Below are 19,772 nucleotides of genomic sequence, written 5' to 3' on the forward strand. Positions count from 1 at the left end.
ATTTTTTTTACAGTCCCTCATAGGCGCAGATCGCGTGGACCGGGACACCCATCGCCTCCAGTTTGGCGCGTCCGCCCAGGTCGGGCAGGTCGATCACGAAAGCGCAGCCAATGACCTCGGCCCCGAGTCGCTCGATCAGCTTTATACCCGCCTCAGCCGTGCCGCCGGTGGCCAAAAGATCATCCACAATCAAGACCTTATCGCCCGCTTGCACGGCGTCATCATGGATCTCCACAATCGCTTCGCCATATTCCAACTTATAAGCCTGCTCGATCGTGGCGGCGGGCAGTTTGCCTTCCTTGCGCACCGGAATGAAGCCTTTGGACAGCTGATGTGCAACGGCGCCGCCAAGGATAAATCCCCGCGCCTCCAGCCCTGCCACGGCGTCAATGGTCTCGCCCACGTAGGGCGATAACAGCTGATCCACGGCCAAACGGAACCCGCGAGGGTCTTGGAACAGGGTTGTGACGTCCCGAAACAGAATCCCCTCGTGGGGGAAGTCGGGGATTGTGCGGATGTAGTCGCGCACGGTTTTCTGGGCGTTCATAAAGGGGGCTCCGGCGTTAATTGGTGGTCGGCTCGGGGACGCCGGGGCGGGGGTAATGACGGCGCAGGGCGCTTGCGTCCTGGCCGCGCAGACGGGTCATGGAATTGCCGTTCTCGGCAAAAATGGACAATTCATAGGCGGGGGAGGCGATATCGGTGACCAACCCCAGAGATTGCACCAGCTCCTCCAGAATGACCGATGCAATTTCCCGGCGGCGGATGTCTTGGCTGATGGCGATGGTGGAGGCCACGATATCACCGCCCCGCGACCGGATCGCGACCCTGCCGATAGCGATGGAAGACCCATCGAGTTCCTCGACCCCGGTGCCGGTGATCGTGCCGCCTTGGGGCGTGTCGACAAGGTAGAAGGGAACGTCCATTTCACCCTCATAGACGCGCTCTAGAAAAAGGTGGGCGCCTGCGCCGTTGATCTCGGCAATGGCGGCGTCAATGGCGGCGTCAACGATATCGAAACGGTAATCCTGGAAGCTTTCAGCGGTGCTGGCGATGCCCACTCGCAGGGCAAGGCGGCGCTCTTCGGGCCAATAAATCAGGGGCTTGTTGCATTCACCGCCGGGACGGGCGGCACAGGCCACAAGGCGATAGAAGGCCTCGTCCGAGATCCGGTCGGGCACGGCAATGAACTCCTGCGCAAAGGCTGCACGGGGAACCGAAAGGCTGATGAGCAGAAGAAAAAGCAAGGCACGCCACATGGCGAAGTGATGGCAAGGGGCGGGGCAGGGATCAAGCGCAGGGCTGCGCTTTGGCACAGACCTGTTGCGCGGGCGCATGGTTTTGCGCAGGGGCTAGACGACCCTATAGGCCCCAGCGGGTGACATTGCCGGTAACGTTTTCCCACTGGCCAAGGCCCAAAACCCGCGCGGGGTTGGTGGGGGGGGGCATGGTGACGCCATGAAGCGGCGTGAAGCCGAACTTTTTATAATAGGGCGCGTCGCCAACCAGCAGGATACGATCACAGCCAATGGTGTGGGCGGCATTCAAGCTGGCGTTCATCAATAAACCACCGAGCCCTTCGCCCTGACGTGTCGGGTGGACGGCGATGGGGCCGAGGAGCAGAGCGTCCGAGGCCCCCACATGCACGGGCCAGAAGCGGATGGCCCCGGCCACAATGCGGAGGTCATCCCGGGCCACAAGGCAGAGCTCGGCCACCGGTGACACGCCTTCGCGCAGACGGTAGCTCGAGAGCGCCTCTCGACCCGGCGCAAAGCAGGTATCGTAGAGCGCCTCGACCTCGGCGCGGTCGTCTGCCGTTTCTTGGGAAAGCGTATACATGCTCGGCCCGGTTCTCCTCCCTTTGAACTCTGGCGTCTCGCCTAACACGGGGGTAGGCCTTTGCCAAACCAACGCAATTCATGGGATGCGCCCGAGATGTTCTATCGTCCAGAAAACGGCCACGGCCTGCCACACAACCCGTTCAACGCCATCGTCTCTCCGCGTCCGATTGGGTGGATTTCAACGCGAGGGGCAGGCGGGGCAGAGAACCTGGCGCCCTATTCGTTCTTCAATGCGGTGGCCTATGAGCCGCCGCAGGTCATGTTTGCATCGACTTCGGCGAAGGAGGACCGAGGCGACACGAAGGATAGCGTGGCGAACATTCGGGAGACGGGGGTCTTCTGCGTGAACATTGTGGAATTTGGCGCTCGTGACGCGATGAACGAGACGTCCGGGCCGTGGGCGAAGGAGGAGGATGAGTTCTCGAAGGCGGGGGTGGAACGAGCGGATTGCACAGAGATCGCCTGTTCCCGCGTCGCGTCGGCCCCCGCGAACCTGGAGTGCCGGGTGAGGCAAATCGTAAAGCTGGAAGGCGCCAATAACTTCGCCGTTTTCGGGGAGGTCGTGGGGGTGCACATCCGAGAGGATTGTTTGGTGGACGGGATATTCGACGTGACCCGGTTCAACCCCTTGGCCCGCATGGGATACCGAGATTACGCGGTGGTCCGAGACGTGTTTGCCCTGAAACGGCCTGGTGAGGCCTGAGCCGGGCAAGGGGGCGCTTGGGGCTGACCGACCCTCCGGGGGGAGGTGTATTTGCCAAGATGAAGGAGGGAGCCCCTCGCCGGCGCCGATCATGGGCGCGGCGAGGAGGCTTTGGCCGAGGAGCCGTTTGAGGCGTTAGTGATCGCCGAGGATGCCGGTGCGAACGGAGTAATCGGTGGCGATTTCGTAGTCGGGATCATCGTCGCTATCGACCACGAGGTGGCCCGCTTTGGTGAGCAGGGCGTGGCAATCGCGCGTCAGATGGCGCAGTTCGATTTTTTTACCGGCGCTCTCGTATTGGCCGGCCAGCTTCTCGATCGCTTGCAGGGCGGATTGGTCGGCCACTCGGCTATCGGCGAAGTCGACGACCACGCGGGAGGGATCGGTTTCAGGGTGGAAAAGTTCACCGAAGCCCGCAGCGGAGCCGAAGAAGAGCGGGCCTTTGACTTGGTAGACGCGGGCGCCTTCCGGTGTCTCATACGTAGTGGCGCGGATGCGGGTGGCGTTTTGCCATGCATAGGCGAGGGCCGAGACGATGACCCCTACCACAACGGCGGTTGCAAGGTCTGTGGCGACCGTGACGACCGTAACGAGGATGATGACGAAGGCATCGGTCAGGGGCACTTTGAACAGGATCTTCAGGGAGTTCCAAGCGAAGGTGCCGATCACCACCATGAACATCACACCCACCAGCGCCGCCAAGGGGATTTGTTCGATCAGGCTGGAGCCGAAGAGGATGAACGACAGAAGGAATAATGCCGCAGCGATGCCTGCCACCCGGGTGCGCGCCCCGGATTTCACGTTGATCATGGATTGCCCGATCATGGCGCAGCCGCCCATGCCGCCGAAGAAGCCGGTTACTGTGTTGGCCACGCCTTGGGCCACGCATTCCTGGCTGGCGCCGCCTTTTTCGCCGGTGATTTCGCCGACGAGGTTCAGGGTCAGCAGGCTTTCGATCAGGCCAATGGCCGAAAGGATCAGTGCGTAGGGAAGGATGACCTGGAATGTCTCCCAAGTGAGAGGGACGCTGGGGATATGGAACCGGGGCAGGCCGCCTTCGATCGAGGCGAGGTCACCCACGCGCGGCACGTCGATGCCAAAGATCAGCACGATGGCAGCGGTGATGCCGATCCCGGCCAAAGGCGCGGGGATGGCGTTGGTGATTTTTGGCAGCACCCAGATGATGCCCATGGTCAGCACGACAAGAACCAGCATCGTCGCCAATTCAACGCCTTGTAGCCATTCGCCCGACGCCATGCCGTGGCCCGAGGCCTCGGCCGAGCCGGGGACTTGGAATTGGCCCAATTGCGCCAGGAAAATAACGATTGCCAGCCCGTTCACGAAGCCGAGCATCACTGGATGAGGCACGAGGCGGATGAATTTACCCCAGCGCAGCACGCCCACGGCGATCTGGATCAGGCCCATGAGCACCACGGTTGCCAGCAGATACTCCAACCCGTGGGAGGCCACGAGGCTGACCATAACCACAGCCAAGGCGCCCGTTGCGCCCGAGATCATGCCGGGGCGACCACCAATAACGGCAGTGATGAGGCCCACGATAAAGGCCGCGTAAAGGCCGACCAGAGGGTGGACATCGGCCACGAAGGCAAAGGCCACGGCCTCGGGCACCAGCGCGAGGGCGACGGTCAGGCCTGCGAGGATTTCGATCCGCATCCGGGCCGGGCCCCAGCCGTGTCCCATGTTGGACAGCTCGGGGGATAGACGGCTTTTGGCGGCAGCCAGGAGGATGCGGGGCATAGGGTACCTCTTGCGGAACGGAATTTCGGGTGGCGGCGGAAGAAGCTCCGCGCTGTTGCGGCTCACCTACGCCTGCAAGGGGGGTAAGTCACGGGTTAGTTGCGAAGTGGTCCAAGGGGGCGTTGCGAAAACCCCACGGCTATCGCGCCCGTTGCAACGGGCAGGGCAGGATGCGACGCTATCCGAAACGGGGTTAAGGAGCGGTAAATGGACAGACATCTCGGGATCATCGGCGGATCGGGTCTCTATCAGATCGCGGGGCTGGAGGACGCGCAGTGGCGCAGGGTCGAGACGCCCTTTGGCGCACCATCGGACCAAATCTTGACGGGGCGCATTGGCGCGTTGCCCCTCTCGTTTCTGCCCCGTCATGGGCGCGGCCATGTCCATTCCCCCACCGATGTGCCGTACCGGGCCAATATTGATGCGCTCAAGCGGATCGGGGTGACAGACGTGGTGGCCGTGTCGGCTTGCGGATCTTTCAGAGAGGAGATGGCGCCGGGCGATTTCGTGATTGTAGATCAGTTCATTGACCGGACCTTTGCGCGGGAGAAATCCTTCTTCGGGTCAGGATGTGTCGCCCATGTCTCGGCCGCGCATCCGGTCTGCCCGGCGCTGTCCGCCACCGCACGCGATGCCGCAATGGCTGCGGGCGTCACGGTGCATGACGGGGGCACGTATCTGGCGATGGAAGGCCCGCAGTTTTCCACCGTAGCGGAAAGCAAAATGTACCGCGCCTGGGGGTGTGATGTGATCGGCATGACCAACATGCCGGAAGCGAAGCTCGCCCGGGAGGCAGAGCTTTGTTACGCCTCGGTTGCCATGATCACCGATTATGACAGCTGGCACCCGGATCACGGGGCAGTCGATATCACGCAGATAATCGAGACGTTGCACGGCAATGCCGCCGCCGCCCGCGCAATGGTCAAGGGCATTGCCGAGGCCCTTTCGCCGCAAAAGCCCCTATGCGAGGCCCAATGCGACCGGGCGTTGGAGCACGCAATCATGACTGCCCCAGAGGCCCGAGATAGAGAGGTTGTGGCAAGGTTGGACGCCGTGGCCGGGCGCGTTCTGGAGCAAGCACGTTGACAGGAGGTTCCAACTGGGGATTGCTCGGCGAGCTATATTGAATGGAGAGCGCCCCAATGCCCCTAGACACATGTATAACCTTCGTGGCCGCAACAACGGTTTTGCTGCTGATCCCCGGCCCGACGATCTTGTTGGTGCTGAGCTATGCGATCAGCCAGGGCCGCAGGGTCGCGGTGTCCACGGCGGCGGGGGTTGCTGTGGGGGATTTGGTGGCGATGACCGCCTCGCTCGCGGGGTTGGGGGCGGTTGTTTTGGCCTCGGCCACGTTGTTTGCGGCGTTGAAGTGGGCGGGGGCGGTGTACCTTGTTTATCTGGGCGTGAAGATGATTGTCTCGGCACGGCGGGTAAATTTTGCCTTGCCGCAGACCGACGCGATATCGACCCGGCGCACCTTCACTCATGCGGCGGCGGTTACGGCGTTGAACCCGAAATCCATCGCGTTCTTCATCGCTTTCGTGCCGCAGTTCATCCAACCGGGCGCGCCGTTGATGCCGCAATTCGCCATCCTGGTCGGCACATTCGTGACCATGGCGGCGCTAAACGCACTGGCCTATGCCTTGTTGGCGGGCAGCTTGCGCGATCGGCTGGCCCGGCCCGGCGTGATTGCTTGGCTGACCCGAGCGGGTGGCGCGACGCTGATCGGGATGGGGGTTCTGACAGCGACGTTGCGCAGGAGCTAAAGGTCATCAAGGCGCACGCGCTTCATGGCTTGGGTCAGGGGCGCAAGGGCCGGGGCGGTCAGGCGGTTGACGTGCCAGAACAGCGGTGTGGCGAAGGGCATGTCGGGGGCTAGGTCCACCAGATCGCCGTTGGCCAAAGCGTCGCGGACCAAGGAGAGCGGGTTCAGGCCCCAGCCGATGCCAAGGCGGGCGGCCTCTACAAAAGCCTGTGAATTGGCAATGTAATGGGTCGGCATTGGCACACTTGTCCCCAGTTTTTCGGTGACCCAATCCCGTTGCAGCCGATCCTTGGCGTTGAATGTCAGGGCAGGGGCCCGCGAGAGGGCGGCGGCGGTGATACCATCGGGGAAATGCTCGGCCACGAAGGCGGGGCTGGCACAGGCGATATAGCGCAGATCCCCAAGGGGGTAGCAGTCACACCCCTGCAAAGCCTGCGAGCGAGAGGAGATGGCGGCTGCGACCTGGCCGCGTTTCAGCCAAGCCTCGGAATGATCTTGGTCGTCGATGATGAGATCAAAGAGGAACCCCTTCAGGGGGGCGAGCATGGGAAGAAGCCATGCCGCCAAGCTGTCGGCATTGGTGGTGATCCGCACCGTGGCAAGGGCGGCCCCGGATTGGCCCAAATCCTTGGCCAGCGTCTTTTCAAGCAGGTGCATCTGGTCCCGGTGCCGTAAAAGCTTTTCGGCCGCCGATGTCGGAAGGCAAGGCTGGCCGCGTTCGACCAAGATCATTCCCAGGCGGTCCTCCAATTGCTTGATGCGTTGGGAGATGGCCGAAGGGGTCACGGCAAGATGCGCCGCGGCACTGTCAAAGCTGCCAAGACGGACAACGGCGTAGAGAGCTTCGAGTTGGGGATGTTCAAACATCAATCATACTTATGCAGCATAAGTTATTGCGATTTGCCTAATGTGGCCCGCCGCCGTACTTCCCGCAAGCACAATGGAGAAGGTCGCGGCGATGAATGCGTTTTTTGTGGGGTTCGGGGTCAGTATCTCTTTGATCATGGCGATTGGGGCGCAGAACGCTTTTGTCCTGAAACAAGGTTTGCAGCGGCAGCATGTGGCGCTTGTGGTGGCGATCTGCGCTGTGACTGACGCGCTGTTGATCGGCGTAGGTGTCACCAGCATCGGCTGGATGACGGCTGAGGCCGCGTGGATGACCAATGTGCTCCTTTTTGGCGGAGCTGCGTTCCTGATCTTCTACGGGGCGAAGTCGTTTTATTCCGCGTGGACAGGATCAGGGGCGCTTCTGGCGGCGGGCGAAGTGGTGCAAAGCTGGCAGTCGGCGGCGCTGACCTGCATCGCGGTGACGTGGCTGAACCCGCATATGTATCTGGATACGGTGGTTTTGGTCGGCTCTGTCTCGGCCCAATACCCCGATGCGAAACTGACATTCTGGCTGGGCGCGGCGGCGGCCTCATTCACTTTTTTCGTCACCTTGGGCTTCGGGGCCCGGTATCTGGCCCCGGTGTTTTCCAGCCGCCGGGCGTGGGTGATCCTGGATGTCGCTGTGGGCTGCGTGATGTGGGTGATTGCGGCAAAACTGCTGCTTAGCTCTGTCGCTTGAGCCAATCCATTACCGCGCCGCGCACCGATTGCGCGCCGGAGCCGCGTGCCTCGGTAATGACGCTGCGAGCTTCGCGCAGATCGACCCGGCGCAGGAGCGATTTCACCGGTCCGATAGAGGCAGGGCGCATCGACAGATTGCGCAGCCCCATGGCGGCAAAACAGACCGCTTCCACAGGGCGGCCCGCGTCCTCGCCACAGAAGCTGAGCGGCGTGTCGGCCTCGTCGCAGCGGTGAACGATCTGCTCCATGAACGTCAGGAACGACACGTTAAGCGTGTCATAGCGACGGCGGACCCGTTCGTTTTCGCGGTCAGCGGCAAAGAAGAATTGCTTCAGGTCGTTGCCGCCGATGGAGATGAAATCCGCCATCTCGAAGAATTGATGCGGGGCAAAGGCCAGTGAAGGCGTTTCCAGCATCGCGCCAACCTTGAGGTCCGAGGGCAGGACGTGCCCGAGGGAGGCTTCGCGGTCCATCTCGCGCATCAGATGATCGCGGGCGGCGGTGAATTCGTCGAACTGGGCAATGAAGGGGAACATCACCGACAGGGGCCGTCCGTTTGCGGCCCGGATCAGCGCCTGTAATTGCATCCGCATCACGCCGGGCTTGTCGAGGCCCACGCGGATCGCACGCCAGCCCAAGGCAGGGTTCGGTTCATCCTGCGGCTTCATATAGGGCAGCACTTTGTCCGAGCCGATATCCAGGGTGCGGAAGATCACGCGCTTGTCGCCCGCAGCGTCCATCACCTTGGCGTAGAGTTGTGCCAATTCGCCCCGACGCGGCACGCGGGCACGGGTGAGAAATTGCAGCTCGGTCCGAAACAGGCCCACCCCTTCGGCCCCGGAAGACGGCAGCGAGGGCAGATCTGCCATCAGACCCGCGTTCATCTGCAACGAGATCGTCGTGCCGCATTTCGAGGTCGCCGGTTTGTCGCGGATCGAGGCGTAGCGTTCCTGCGCCTCGGCCTGCATCGCCAGCTTGTCACGGAAAGCAGAGGAGACGGCATCTTCGGGGCGCAGGTGCACGATACCCTGATCGCCGTCCACGAGGATGGGGTCGCCGTTCAAAGCCTCGGTGCTGATGCGTTTGGCATGGATCACCAAGGGGATCGCCAAAGCCCGCGCCACGATCGCCGCGTGGGACCCGACAGAGCCTTCCTCGAGCACCACACCGCGCAAGCTGCGGCCATAGTCCAACAGCTCTCCAGGACCGATGTTTCGGGCCACCAGAACGGGGTCTAACGGCATATCCGCGCCGGTGTCGGTGCCCTGACCGGTCAACAGCCGCAGGAGGCGGTTCGACAGGTCATCGAGATCATGGAGCCGCTCACGCAGATAAGCATCGGGTACCGTTTCCATACGTGCTCGGGCGGAGGATTGCTCTTTTTCCACAGCGGCTTCGGCGGAAAGGCCCCGCTCAATGTCTTCTTCCATCCGGCGCATCCAGCCGCGAGAGCGGGCGAACATGCGATAGGCCTCCAGAACCTCGGCCTGATCTTTGTCACCCTTCGAGACATGGGTCAGCATCTGGTCAATGTCGGTGCGCAGTTGATCCACGGCCTCGTTCAGCCGCACCCGTTCCACGGCGGGGTCGTCGGCGACGGGGTTGGTGACCACGACGCGCGGCTCATGGAGCCAGACGTGCCCCATCGCGGCGCCTTCCTGGGCGGTGGTGCCCTTGAACATGAATTGGCTGGTGTGACGAGCCGACAGGGCGGCGCCCTCGCCCACGAAGGCCCCCAACTCGGTCATTTCCGCCAGAACCATGGCGACAACTTCGATGGCGTAGATTTCATCCTCGGAATATTCACGTTCGTCCTTGGACTGTACTACCAGAACGCCGAGGCGTTCCCCAAGACGTTGGATGGGAACGCCCAGGAAGGAGGAATAGGCTTCCTCGCCGGTTTCGGCCATGTAGCGAAAGCCCCGCTCTGCCGGGGCGTTGGCGGTGTTGATCGGACGGGCTTGGCGGGCGACACGGCCCACGAGGCCTTCACCGATACGCATTCGGGTGACGTGGACCGCCTCGGCCGCGAGGCCTTGGGTCGCACAGAGTTCCAGCGTTTCCGCGTCGCGCAACAGGTAGATGGAGCAAACCTCTGTGCCCATGGAATCGGCGATCAGATCGGTGATCTTGTCCAAACGCTCCTGGCCCTCGCCAGCCTCGGCCATGATGGCTTGAAGGCGCGACAAGAGCTTGCGACTTTCCGTTTCAGAATTCTGCGTCATTCGTCCCCGCACCGGCGGCGTACTGCCACCCTGACACAAGATGTAGCGCGTGGGGTGTTTGTTCGGCAATCCCGTTGTGTCGCCTGTTTGCGGTAACCGGGAGGTCAGGGCGGGCAGAGGGGGCAGGAGTCGATATTTGTAAAAAGGTGAAATAGGGCACTCGCGGAAGAGTGAGTGCCCTGCCTTGGAGGCGGTGGGTGTTTCGGTGTATGGCTCGGCGCGAGCAGGTAGTGGGGCGGGACATGACAAATCAGATGCGCGCAGCCGACGTGGTTGCGAAGAGGCTGTATGAGGCGGGATGTCGCCATGCTTTCGGGATGCCCGGCGGCGAAGTGCTGACCATCATCGACGCGCTCGAGTTGGCCGGGATCACGGTTCACTTGGTCAAGCACGAGAACGCGGGCGGCTATATGGGTGAGGGCGTGCATCACGTCGATGGCGCGCCGGTTATTCTGGTCGCAACGGTCGGGCCCGGACTGATGAACGCGGTCAACGTGGTGGCCAATGCCGAACAAGACCGGGTGCCGATGGTGGTGTTGACGGGGTGCCTCGATGCCGATGAGGCGCTGACGTATACGCATCAGGTGTTGGATCACCGGGCGGTTCTTGCGCCGATCACCAAGGCGACGTTCACCTTGACGGCGGGAGAGGCTGACACGATTGCCGACAAGGCGGTGGCAATTGCCACGGAGCGGCGCATGGGGCCCGTCCTGATCGACGTGCCAATTTCTGTGGCCGATGCGCCTAGCGGCGTGAGTGGGCGCAGGCGCGCGCCCGCGGGGTCGGTGGCGCCTCATGGCACGGATTTGGAGAAGGCAGAGGCGTGGTTGAGTGAGGCCAAGAAACCGGTGATCATTGCGGGCCTTGACGTATTGGCCGATGGGGCAGCCGGTGATCTGCGGGCCTTTGCCGAGACGTACTCGGTGCCGGTTGTTACGACCTACAAGGCGAAGGGCGTGTTGCCTGAAGACCATCCACTGTCCCTTGGGGGGGCGGGGCTGTCGCCGCTGGCCGATACGCACCTGTTACCCTTGGTGCAGTCGGCGGACCTGATCCTATGTGTGGGCTATGACCCGATCGAGATGCGACCGGGCTGGCGAGAGGTCTGGAACCCAGAAACGCAACGGGTCATTGATCTGCAAGCGGTGCCGAACCGGCATTACATGCATCAGGCGACGTTGAGTTTTACTTGTGACATTGGGGCTGGTCTTGCGGCCTTGTCGGTGGCCGAACCGCAAAAGACGTGGCCGGGGGGAGAGCCTTCTGCCACAAAGGCAGCGCTTGCGGGCGCTTTCCCGGTGGACGACGCTTGGGGCCCCGCCGCCGTAATCGCAGAGGCGCGCGCCGCCTTGCCCGCCAGCACAAGGGCGGCGGTGGACAGTGGGGCACACCGCATTTTGTTAAGCCAGATGTGGGAATGTTCGACACCGCGTAGCCTGATCCAGTCCACAGCGTTGTGCACCATGGGTTGCGCGGTGCCGATGGCGATGGGACTTGCCCTGGCGGATCCTGAAAGCCCATCGGTCGCCTTTGTGGGGGACGGCGGATTTCTGATGGTTGCCGGAGAATTGACGACAGCGGCGGACATGGGGCTGAAGCCGATTATCATCGTATTCGTTGATGCCTCGCTTGCGTTGATCGAGTTGAAGCAACGCCAGCGCCAATTGAAGAACCTGGCCGTGGATTATCCGGCAAAGCACGACATCGCCGCGATGGGACGGGCCATGGGCGGCGCGGGCGTGCGCGTCTGCAACCGGACCGAACTGCGCACGGCTATTGAGGACGCGTTGACAGCGGATACATTCACCGTGATCGCCGCAGAGATTGACCGAGGAGGCTATGATGGTCGCATCTAAGGGACCGCTGGACGGAATAATTGTCCTCGACTTGTCGCGTATTTTGGCGGGGCCGACCTGCACACAGGCTTTGGGCGACTTGGGGGCCACGATCATCAAGATCGAGCATCCTGAGCGTGGTGATGACACCCGCACATGGGGTCCGCCCTTTGCAACCGATGCCGATGGTCAAGCCACCGACCTCTCCAGCTATTTCATGTGCGCCAACCGCAACAAGTTGTCGGTTGCGGTGGATATCGCCACGCCTGAAGGGCAGGACATGATCCGCCAGATTGCGGCGCGGGCGGATATCCTGATCGAGAATTTCAAACCCGGCGGGCTTGAGAAATATGGTCTGGATCACGGCAGTATGCTCACAGCTTATCCACAACTTATCCACTGCTCGGTCTCGGGGTTCGGCCATACCGGACCGAACCGGGAAAAACCCGGCTACGACCTTATGGCACAAGGGTATTCCGGTATCATGTCCCTCACCGGAGAGGCCGATGGCGCACCGGTAAAGGTGGCCGTGGGCATCGCTGACGTCATGACGGGAATGTACGCCAGCGTCGGCATTCTGGCGGCGCTGCGTCACCGGGATCAGACGGGCGAGGGGCAGCACATCGACCTGTCGCTGGTCGATGCCTCCCTTGCGTGGATGATTAACGAAGGTGTGGCCCATCTGACGACGGGGCAGCCGCGGCCTCGGCGGGGGCACCAGCACGCGACAATCGTGCCTTATCAGACTTTCGCCTGCTCGGACGGTTTCGTACTAATCGCGGTGGGCAATGACCTGCAATACACGCGGTTCTGTGACTTTCTGGGGCGGCCTGATCTGGCGGACAATCCGGAATTCGCCACCAACTCGGCCCGCGTGGTGAACCGCGAAACCCTGATCCCGCAGCTGGAGGCTTTGGTGGCCACCCATACTCAAGCCGATGTGGTGGAAGGGCTAGAGGCACGCAAAGTGCCCGTGGGCCCAGTGAATACGGTCGAGCAAGCCTTCGCCTCGGATCAGGCGAAGGCGCGCGACATGCGCATTGATATGCCCAAAGATGGGATCGACCGGGGTGGGGTGGAGCTTATAGGGAACCCTCTGAAATTCTCGGCCACACCCGTCACATATCGCCGACCGCCGCCGCATTTGGGCGAAGACACGCAAGCCGTCCTTGATTGGCTGGCCGGGAAGCGGGAAACGCCTGAAGTATAGGCAACAGGGCTGAGAAAGCGCGAATCTTACACCTTTAGCGCCTGTTTGCAGCGGTATCTCGCCCAAAACTCAGGTCTTCGTGGAGGGGTGAAAATTACCTCTTCACGCGGGCCTCTCTACGGCTCACATGTCCGTCATAACACTGCAACGACCCTTCGCGGGGGCCGACCCTTGGGCTACTCAAAATCCAGGGGACATTATCAGAATCGGAATAGGCATGGCGCAGATTGATTGTTTTGGCCAACCCACTACGATCGCGACAGCTGCGGGGCTAGAGGCGTGGAACGCGACGCAGATGGCGTTCCTGGCCCATGGGGCGGCAACGCCCGAGCATCTGGGCGCCACCCTAACGGCGGACCCGGAATTTGCCCTGGCCCATGCTGTGAAGGGCATGTTCATGCTACTTTTGGGGCGCGGAGAGCTGATCCAGACGGCCCGCGATGCCTGCGCTGCGGCGCAAACATCCGCCCGCAACCTTCCCGTGTCGCCCCGTGAACAAACCTTTGTGGCCGCTCTTGAGGTGTGGCTTGAAGGCCATCCGCTCAAGGCAGTCGCGCTGTTGGACAGTGTCTTGGAAGCCGCGCCTGAAGATGCGTTGGCGATGAAGCTTGCCCACGCGTTGCGGTTCGTCCTGGGCGACGCACAGGGTATGCGCCGTTCCATCGAGGCCGTGATGCCGGCCTATGGCGACGATCATTTGGCCCGTGGATACCTGATGGGCTGCCATGCCTTCACCCTGGAAGAAACCGGTGAATATGGGCGTGCGGCGGCCACCGGCGGGGCCGCATTGGAGCTGTGCCCCGATGACGCCTGGGGCCTGCACGCCGTGGCCCATGTCTACGACATGACATGCTCACCGGAGAAGGGCCTGAACTGGTTGGCAGGGCGAGAGGCCGCTTGGGCCCATTGCAACAATTTCCGCTACCACGTGTGGTGGCACAAGGCGTTGATGCATTTGGACCTAGGGCAGACAGAAACGGTTCTGCACCTTTACGATACGCTGATCCGGGCCGACAAAACCGACGATTACCGCGATATCTCCAACGCGACCTCGCTGTTGATGCGTCTGGAGCTGGAAGGCATCGACGTGGGCAATCGGTGGGGCGAGTTGGCCGAAACCTCCGCCACCCGTACAGACGACGGCCAGTTGATTTTCGCCGACCTACACTACCTTTTGGCGCTGGTTGGGGGACGCCGCGAAGACGCTGCGGCCACGTTGGTGGCACGGATCGCGGCCGATGGCGCCCGCTCGGCCAATGAGATGGAGATGCGGATGAGCAGCCCCGGCGTTGCAGCGGCCCAAGGGTTGGAAGCCTTTGGCGAAGGCAATTACGGCGCGGCATTTCGCGGGCTCAGCACAGCGCGGCGGCATATCCAATTGGCGGGCGGCTCCCACGCGCAACGCGACGTGTTTGAGCGTTTGACGATTGACGCAGGCATCCGGGCGGGCGCTATGCAGGAAGCTTTGGGGATCTTGGACGAACGCACCACGCGCCGCGCGGGGCGAGATGACAGCTTTGCAAAAGCCCGGCGCGCGATGATAGCCACCGCCACCGCGTCCTCTTTGCATGCGTCGATGAACTAGGGGACACGCGCGTTTGGCCATGGTCAGTATCTCTTCAGACGTCTTGTCACCTTCGCCGCAAGCAGCAGCCCCCGCCGTTTCTGCGGCGGCGCCCGCGACCGTCCGCGATCCGCGTTTGGATTTCTTCCGCGGCATCGCGATGATCATCATCCTTTTCGCCCATACGCCGGGGAATTTCTTTACCTCCTGGATCCCGGCGCGTTGGGGGTTCTCGGACGCAACCGAGATGTTTGTCTTCTGCTCGGGCATGGCATCGGCCATTGCCTTCGGTCGCACGTTTGAAAGGGCGGGCTGGGGACTGGGCACCATGCGCGTCGCCTACCGCTGTTGGCAGGTCTATTGGGCCCATATCGGCATGTTCTTCGCCATCTCGGCCCTGATGGTCGCGCTGAACGCTTCGGGTCCGTTTGAGAGGAACTATGTGGGGCAGCTTAACCTGTTCCCGTTCTTCGATGGGATCACGCGGGGGGGAGAACTGGTTTCCTCCACCACGGACCAGATGTTGGGCCTTGTGACGCTAACCTACGTGCCGAACTACTTCGACATTCTGCCGATGTATCTGGTCATCTTGGCGATGATGCCCGTCGTTATGGGGCTCAGCCGGATCAGCCTGCCCCTGACGGCAGCGGTGGTGCTGACGGTATGGTTGTTTGCACAATCGCGCATCCTCGAAGCCCTTGGCGCGGGGCATTTGGCGTTGTCGTTGCCCGCGGAACCGTGGAGCGACCGTCAGTGGTTTTTCAACCCTTTCGCCTGGCAATTGGTATTCTTCACGGGCTTTGCTTTCATGATCGGCTGGCTGCCAAAGCCGCCCGTCAACAAATGGTTGATTTTGATCGCGGCGTTGATCGTCCTTGCCAATATCCCCCTCTCCAACATCGGGGTGCGGGCGGTGAACCGGGAATGGTTGGGACTGGCGTTCGAGAATAACCCGGTCGTCGATTGGCGGGTCGCGAACCAGATGTGGATCACCAAAACCGACTTTGGCCTCTATCGCTATGCTCAGTTCCTGTCGCTGGCGTATTTGGGCTGGGTGCTGGTGGGGGAGGGCGGAAAGCGCCTGATCGCGGAAGGTGGCGGTTGGGCGGCAAGGGCGTGGACGCGGGTGGTGACAACGCTGAAGAAGATCGGCCAGCAAAGCTTGGCGGTCTTCGTGTTCTCGATGCTTTTGGCGCGGCTCAACGGGTTTTGGCTGGATCAATGGGGCCGCGAGGCGGCTTGGCACACAGTGTTTGTTAACCTTGTCGGCGTAGCGCTATTGGTGGCTGTCGCTTACGGTGTCGGTTGGATCAAATCGCAACCATGGCGGGTGACACGATGACGAGTTCAGCGCCCTTCGCGCAGATGACGCGCCGCTCCTCGCTTGCGCTCCTCGCCGCGGCAATGGCGCAACCCTCCTGGGGGATGCCGATGGTGCGGGCCGGGTCGACCCATGCATTTGACCGCGCGTGGCTGGAGGCCGAAGCGCAGCGCTTGGCGCAAGCGCCCCACGTGCCGATGCCCCAAGTGCCCGAGGGCTGGCGCGACCTGAGCTACGATGAATACCGGATGATGTGGTTTAACCCCCAGCGGGGCCTTTGGACCGACGAAGACCGCCCTTTCAAGGTGGATTTCTTCCACCCCGGCCTTTATTTTCCGCGCCCGGTCGAAGTGAACGTGGTGGAGAACGGCCAGGCCCAAACTCTGGCCTTCGACATGTCCCTGTTCGACATGACCGATCAATTCCCCGACCTGCCCGTGGATGACTCCATGGGCTATTCCGGCCTTCGCCTGCGCGCGGCGATGGAACACCCTGATCTCTTTACCGAATTCGCGGTATTTCAGGGGGCGAGCTACTTTCGGGCCATTGGGGCGGGCATGAACTATGGTCTCTCGGCAAGGGGGCTGGCGATCAACACGGCCGGGCCCGAGGGTGAGGAGTTTCCCGAATTCACCCGTTTCTGGCTGGAGGCCCCACAACCGGGCGATGCGCGGCAGGTGCTTCATGCGCTGCTGGATGGCGACAGCTGCACCGGCGCGTACACCTTCCGCATTGATCCCGGCGACGCGACGCTGATGTCGGTTGAGGTCACGCTTTACCCGCGTGTGGACCTTCCGAACGTCGGTTTGGCACCGTTGACCTCCATGTTCCTGTTCGATCAGACCAACCGGGCGGGCCACGATGATTTCCGTCCTGCGGTCCACGACAGCGACGGGCTGATGATTCACAATGGCGCAGGTGAGCTGCTTTTCCGTTCCCTGAAGAACCCGGCGCAGCTTGAGGTGTCCTCTTTCGTTGATGACAGCCCACGCGGCTTTGGCCTGATGCAGAGGGCCCGTGATTTGGCGGATTTTGAGGATTTTGAAGCCCACTACCAAAACCGCCCCTCCCTGTGGATAACTCCGGGAGAAAGCTGGGGAGAAGGTTCCGTGCAATTGGTGGAAATCCCCTCTGATCTAGAGGTTTACGACAATATCGTTGCCTTCTGGCGCCCGCGCGACGGATTGCAGGCAGGGGCGGAATATCGCTTTAGCTATGACATGGAATGGAGCGCAGAGCCGCCGCGCCCCCGCGACGTTGCTCCGGTGTTGAATACGGCGATTGGCGGCAATTGGGACCGCTCCCGCACCTTGGTTTCCATCGACTTTGCCGATCACCCCGCGCTGTCCGATAGCCCTGACGCGTATACGCAGGTCATCCGCAGCAACCGGGGCGAGGTGACGGACGGGGTGTTGGAACGCAACCCGCGCACCGGTGGTCTGCGCCTGACGTTTGCGTTGGAACCCGGCGAGCATCCGTCGATGGAGTTGCGCGCGCAGGTGTTGCTGGGGGAAGAGCCTGTCACGGAAGTTTGGCTATATCGGTGGTCCCCATGACGACCCCGCTTCGCGCCGAGCCCTATATGCCGCCGGACGCGCCCTTGTCGCGTCCGATCCAGGATCTCGGCAGCCGCTACCACGATACCAGCGCCCCGGGCCTTGGCCGGGGGCAGGCGCGGCTATGGCGGCTGGCGACCTTCCTGCCCGCCTTCGCGACGACCTTTGCCCTTGTGGCAGCCTTCACCAACTGGTTCGCCATGGGCGGGCTGACGGGGTTTGAAGCGGCCCTTATCACCCTGATTGCAATTACCTTTTTCTGGATATCCCTGTCTGTCTCTACCGTGACGGTTGGTCTTCTCCGCCTGTGTCTGACCCGCAAACGCGCCACCCCTGCCTTGGGTCCGGCGATGGATGTGGCGCTTCTGGTGCCCTGCTATAACGAGGTGCCCTGGGATGTCTTCGGCAATGCCTGCGCCATGCTTGAAGCGCTTGATGCGCACCCCACGGATCACCGCTACACGCTGTTCATCCTGTCGGACACCCGCGATACCACCACGGCAGAGCAAGAGCTTCGTGCCTTCGCCACCCTGCGCGCGCGCCTGCCTGAAAGCATCCGCATCCACTACCGCCGACGCGCTGAAAATACGGACCGGAAAGTCGGTAATCTTGCGGATTGGGTGGAGCGTTGGGGCGGCGGTTATGGGGCGATGGTCGTGCTGGATGCCGATAGCCTGATGTCGGGCGAGGCGATTGTTGCCCTGACGGATGAGCTTGCGACCGACCCCACCGCGGGCCTGATCCAGAGCTTCCCAAAGCTCTACGGGGCCGAAACGGTCTTTGCCCGTGTGCAGCAATTCGCCTCGACCATCTATGGCCCGGTGTTGGCCGAGGGGCTTGCCACATGGAGCGACCGGGAGGGCAATTATTGGGGACATAACGCGATTATCAGGACGGCGGCCTTTGCCTCTTGCGCGGGATTGCCGAAGATCAAAACCCTGTCGGGCAAAGGCGCGTTAATCCTTTCCCACGACTTCGTGGAGGCGGGCCTGTTGCGCCGCGCCGGGTGGGGCGTGCGGTTCTCTCCGCGCATCCAAGGCAGCTATGAGGAAGTACCCGCAACGCTGATCGACTATGTCATTCGCGACCACCGTTGGTGCCAAGGCAACCTGCAACACCTGAAACTTCTGGCGACCAAAGGCTTTCACGGTATCAGCCGCTTCCACCTGTTCCACGGCGCGATCAGCTACCTTCTTAGCCCCGCATGGTTCGCCCTGCTGATGGTTTGGGCGCTGATCGGGGCCGGCGCAGAGCAGAACGTGATCCGTTACTTCTCGGGTGTGAACCCACAGGTGCAATGGCCCGAGATGACAGCCATTCACGCCACGGCACTGCTGGTCTTCATGTACGGAATGTTGTTGGCTCCCAAAGCTTTAGGGGCTGCCGCATTGGGCGGCATTGGCTTGCGCTTGTCCGAGCTTGGCGGGGTGACGGGCTTTGTCACATCGTTTGTAACGGAACTGACCCTGTCCATCCTCTACGCGCCAATCTTGATGGTACAGCAGACCGTGGCGGTCCTGAAAACTATGGCAGGCGTCAAGGTGGATTGGCGGCCACAGACCCGCGCGGGGGGGCAATATTCCATACGGGCGATGCTGAAATTTCACTGGTTGGAAACCCTGTCAGGGGCCGCAATGCTCGCGGGGATGTTTGCGGGGATCGTATCGCTCTGGCTGCTGCCGATTGCGATCTCGCTGGCTTTCGCGGTGCCACTCTCGGCCTTCTCGGGTCTGCGCTTGACGCGGTTCCGCGCCACGGCCCGCGCCTTGGGCACGCCCGAGGTTTACGCCGCGCCCGCAATCATTCGCGCGGCCAAAGCCCACCGGGCGGAACTGCGAGAGAGCCTGTCCAAACTGCCCAGTGCGGCGGAATAGACCGAGCGCGCCTCAGACCAAACCAGGGCCAGATGAGTCCAATCTCGGGGCACGGCAGCCCAAGCCGTGGCAGAGGACAAGGGGTGGTTCATGGATTGCGGTCAAGGGGAAGGCCCGCGTTAATCCAACCCGGCCCCGCCGCGGAGCCGAGCATGCCTTCGGGGACATCTATGACGTTCGTGAACCCGGCGTCGATCAACCGATTGGTCAGCCGGGACGAGCGTACCCCGCGCATGCAGATCAGCGCGATCCTTGCGTCAGCGGAACCGCCCGTCAGGTCCATCAAAGCATCAGTGAAATCCTCTCGCCGCATGTCGAGCCGATGGCCCGAGGCGGGGCTGCCGGTGGCGGCCCATTCATCGGGGCGGCGAATGTCGATCAGCAAGACCTCTCCGCTGCTGGCCAAATCGTGGGCCGTTGCCACGTCGATCTGCGCATCGACGCTTTCCGACAGGGCGGTGTAGAACAGGTTGCGCCCCTCGGTCGCGGCAAACGCGCCGCCGACAAGGGCCAGAGCCCCGGCACCGAGCAGAAATCTACGGCGGTTCACG

The 19,772-nt window shown here is 62.2% G+C and carries 17 protein-coding genes; 10 read left to right on the forward strand and 7 right to left on the reverse strand.

The genetic code is table 11. The features are described from left to right. Positions 1 to 7: 7 nt before the first annotated feature. The 3 genes from AADW23_RS09380 to AADW23_RS09390 all read right to left on the reverse strand — a co-directional run bounded on the left by AADW23_RS09380 (position 8) and on the right by AADW23_RS09390 (position 1,839). Complete coding sequence (locus AADW23_RS09380; protein WP_341864238.1) at positions 8 to 547, reverse strand: adenine phosphoribosyltransferase; 540 nt, start codon at positions 545 to 547, stop codon at positions 8 to 10. A 16-nt stretch (positions 548 to 563) separates the two neighbouring features. Continuing rightward, a complete protein-coding gene (locus tag AADW23_RS09385) occupies positions 564 to 1,247 on the reverse strand; it encodes a DUF2927 domain-containing protein (protein WP_341864239.1) in 684 nt (227 codons plus the stop codon). A gap of 115 nt (positions 1,248 to 1,362) precedes the next feature. Further along, positions 1,363 to 1,839: an N-acetyltransferase gene (locus AADW23_RS09390; protein WP_341864240.1), complete on the reverse strand. Its 477-nt coding sequence runs from the start codon at positions 1,837 to 1,839 to the stop codon at positions 1,363 to 1,365. Between the two features lie 96 nt (positions 1,840 to 1,935). Between AADW23_RS09390 and AADW23_RS09395 the strand changes: the two genes are divergently transcribed. Continuing rightward, a complete protein-coding gene (locus AADW23_RS09395) occupies positions 1,936 to 2,544 on the forward strand; it encodes a flavin reductase family protein (protein ID WP_341864241.1) in 609 nt (202 codons plus the stop codon). Between the two features lie 135 nt (positions 2,545 to 2,679). Here the strand turns inward: AADW23_RS09395 and AADW23_RS09400 are convergent, their stop codons facing one another. Beyond that, positions 2,680 to 4,302 carry a SulP family inorganic anion transporter gene (locus AADW23_RS09400; protein ID WP_341864242.1) on the reverse strand — a complete coding sequence of 541 codons (1,623 nt, stop codon included), beginning with the start codon at positions 4,300 to 4,302 and terminating at the stop codon, positions 2,680 to 2,682. 207 nt (positions 4,303 to 4,509) lie between these two features. Here AADW23_RS09400 and AADW23_RS09405 point away from each other — a divergent pair, with 207 nt between their 5' ends. Together AADW23_RS09405 and AADW23_RS09410 are read left to right on the forward strand one after the other, a co-directional pair. After that, entirely contained in the window at positions 4,510 to 5,388 is an 879-nt protein-coding gene (locus tag AADW23_RS09405; RefSeq protein WP_341864243.1) for an S-methyl-5'-thioadenosine phosphorylase, read from the forward strand. A 56-nt stretch (positions 5,389 to 5,444) separates the two neighbouring features. After that, positions 5,445 to 6,068 carry a LysE family translocator gene (locus AADW23_RS09410; RefSeq protein ID WP_341864244.1) on the forward strand — a complete coding sequence of 208 codons (624 nt, stop codon included), beginning with the start codon at positions 5,445 to 5,447 and terminating at the stop codon, positions 6,066 to 6,068. On the opposite strand, the gene AADW23_RS09415 is transcribed toward AADW23_RS09410, so the two are convergent. Beyond that, positions 6,065 to 6,934 (reverse strand): LysR family transcriptional regulator ArgP, encoded by an 870-nt coding sequence (locus AADW23_RS09415; protein WP_341864245.1) that lies wholly within the window; start codon positions 6,932 to 6,934, stop codon positions 6,065 to 6,067. The two genes, AADW23_RS09410 and AADW23_RS09415, sit on opposite strands and share 4 nt — an antisense overlap. 91 nt (positions 6,935 to 7,025) lie before the next feature. Here AADW23_RS09415 and AADW23_RS09420 point away from each other — a divergent pair, with 91 nt between their 5' ends. Continuing rightward, complete coding sequence (locus AADW23_RS09420) at positions 7,026 to 7,634, forward strand: LysE/ArgO family amino acid transporter (protein WP_341864246.1); 609 nt, start codon at positions 7,026 to 7,028, stop codon at positions 7,632 to 7,634. Here the strand turns inward: AADW23_RS09420 and ptsP are convergent. After that, entirely contained in the window at positions 7,618 to 9,861 is a 2,244-nt protein-coding gene (ptsP, locus tag AADW23_RS09425; RefSeq protein ID WP_341864247.1) for a phosphoenolpyruvate--protein phosphotransferase, read from the reverse strand. The genes AADW23_RS09420 and ptsP overlap by 17 nt on opposite strands. 242 nt (positions 9,862 to 10,103) lie before the next feature. Between ptsP and AADW23_RS09430 the strand changes: the two genes are divergently transcribed. The 6 genes from AADW23_RS09430 (at position 10,104) to mdoH (ending at position 19,221) form a co-directional block, all read left to right on the forward strand. Next, positions 10,104 to 11,717, forward strand: a complete 1,614-nt coding sequence (locus AADW23_RS09430) for a thiamine pyrophosphate-binding protein (RefSeq protein WP_341864248.1) — start codon at positions 10,104 to 10,106, stop codon at positions 11,715 to 11,717. Then, the gene (locus tag AADW23_RS09435; RefSeq protein WP_341864249.1) at positions 11,704 to 12,906 is read left to right on the forward strand and encodes a CoA transferase; all 1,203 of its coding nucleotides are present in this window, start codon (positions 11,704 to 11,706) and stop codon (positions 12,904 to 12,906) included. Before AADW23_RS09430 ends, AADW23_RS09435 begins: the two co-directional genes overlap by 14 nt. Positions 12,907 to 13,123: 217 nt before the next feature. Then, complete coding sequence (locus AADW23_RS09440; RefSeq protein ID WP_341864250.1) at positions 13,124 to 14,491, forward strand: tetratricopeptide repeat protein; 1,368 nt, start codon at positions 13,124 to 13,126, stop codon at positions 14,489 to 14,491. A 19-nt stretch (positions 14,492 to 14,510) separates the two neighbouring features. Next, on the forward strand, positions 14,511 to 15,812 hold the full coding sequence (locus AADW23_RS09445) for an OpgC domain-containing protein (protein WP_341864251.1): 1,302 nt from the start codon (positions 14,511 to 14,513) through the stop codon (positions 15,810 to 15,812). After that, a complete protein-coding gene (locus AADW23_RS09450; protein ID WP_341864252.1) occupies positions 15,809 to 17,347 on the forward strand; it encodes a glucan biosynthesis protein G in 1,539 nt (512 codons plus the stop codon). The genes AADW23_RS09445 and AADW23_RS09450 overlap by 4 nt, the downstream gene beginning before the upstream one ends. Then, positions 17,344 to 19,221: a glucans biosynthesis glucosyltransferase MdoH gene (gene mdoH / locus AADW23_RS09455; RefSeq protein ID WP_341864253.1), complete on the forward strand. Its 1,878-nt coding sequence runs from the start codon at positions 17,344 to 17,346 to the stop codon at positions 19,219 to 19,221. Before AADW23_RS09450 ends, mdoH begins: the two co-directional genes overlap by 4 nt. 88 nt (positions 19,222 to 19,309) lie before the next feature. Here mdoH and AADW23_RS09460 read toward each other — a convergent pair whose 3' ends face one another. Beyond that, the gene (locus AADW23_RS09460; RefSeq protein WP_341864254.1) at positions 19,310 to 19,771 is read right to left on the reverse strand and encodes a rhodanese-like domain-containing protein; all 462 of its coding nucleotides are present in this window, start codon (positions 19,769 to 19,771) and stop codon (positions 19,310 to 19,312) included. Position 19,772 lies beyond the last annotated feature (1 nt).

Origin of the sequence: Gymnodinialimonas sp. 57CJ19 (genome assembly GCF_038396845.1) — a bacterium.
In the GTDB taxonomy this organism is placed as follows: Bacteria; Pseudomonadota; Alphaproteobacteria; order Rhodobacterales; family Rhodobacteraceae; genus Gymnodinialimonas.

Bases quoted from the DNA above. Each gene is read 5' to 3' on its own strand.
- AADW23_RS09400 (WP_341864242.1), bottom strand. From the start codon at position 4,302: ATGCCCCGCATCCTCCTGGCTGCCGCCAAAAGCCGTCTATCCCCCGAG.
- mdoH (WP_341864253.1), top strand. From the start codon at position 17,344: ATGACGACCCCGCTTCGCGCCGAGCCCTATATGCCGCCGGACGCGCCC.
- AADW23_RS09410 (WP_341864244.1), top strand. From the start codon at position 5,445: ATGCCCCTAGACACATGTATAACCTTCGTGGCCGCAACAACGGTTTTG.
- AADW23_RS09450 (WP_341864252.1), top strand. From the start codon at position 15,809: ATGACGAGTTCAGCGCCCTTCGCGCAGATGACGCGCCGCTCCTCGCTT.
- AADW23_RS09420 (WP_341864246.1), top strand. From the start codon at position 7,026: ATGAATGCGTTTTTTGTGGGGTTCGGGGTCAGTATCTCTTTGATCATG.
- AADW23_RS09435 (WP_341864249.1), top strand. From the start codon at position 11,704: ATGGTCGCATCTAAGGGACCGCTGGACGGAATAATTGTCCTCGACTTG.
- AADW23_RS09390 (WP_341864240.1), bottom strand. From the start codon at position 1,839: ATGTATACGCTTTCCCAAGAAACGGCAGACGACCGCGCCGAGGTCGAG.
- AADW23_RS09415 (WP_341864245.1), bottom strand. From the start codon at position 6,934: ATGTTTGAACATCCCCAACTCGAAGCTCTCTACGCCGTTGTCCGTCTT.
- AADW23_RS09440 (WP_341864250.1), top strand. From the start codon at position 13,124: ATGGCGCAGATTGATTGTTTTGGCCAACCCACTACGATCGCGACAGCT.
- AADW23_RS09430 (WP_341864248.1), top strand. From the start codon at position 10,104: ATGACAAATCAGATGCGCGCAGCCGACGTGGTTGCGAAGAGGCTGTAT.
- ptsP (WP_341864247.1), bottom strand. From the start codon at position 9,861: ATGACGCAGAATTCTGAAACGGAAAGTCGCAAGCTCTTGTCGCGCCTT.
- AADW23_RS09405 (WP_341864243.1), top strand. From the start codon at position 4,510: ATGGACAGACATCTCGGGATCATCGGCGGATCGGGTCTCTATCAGATC.
- AADW23_RS09395 (WP_341864241.1), top strand. From the start codon at position 1,936: ATGTTCTATCGTCCAGAAAACGGCCACGGCCTGCCACACAACCCGTTC.
- AADW23_RS09380 (WP_341864238.1), bottom strand. From the start codon at position 547: ATGAACGCCCAGAAAACCGTGCGCGACTACATCCGCACAATCCCCGAC.
- AADW23_RS09445 (WP_341864251.1), top strand. From the start codon at position 14,511: ATGGTCAGTATCTCTTCAGACGTCTTGTCACCTTCGCCGCAAGCAGCA.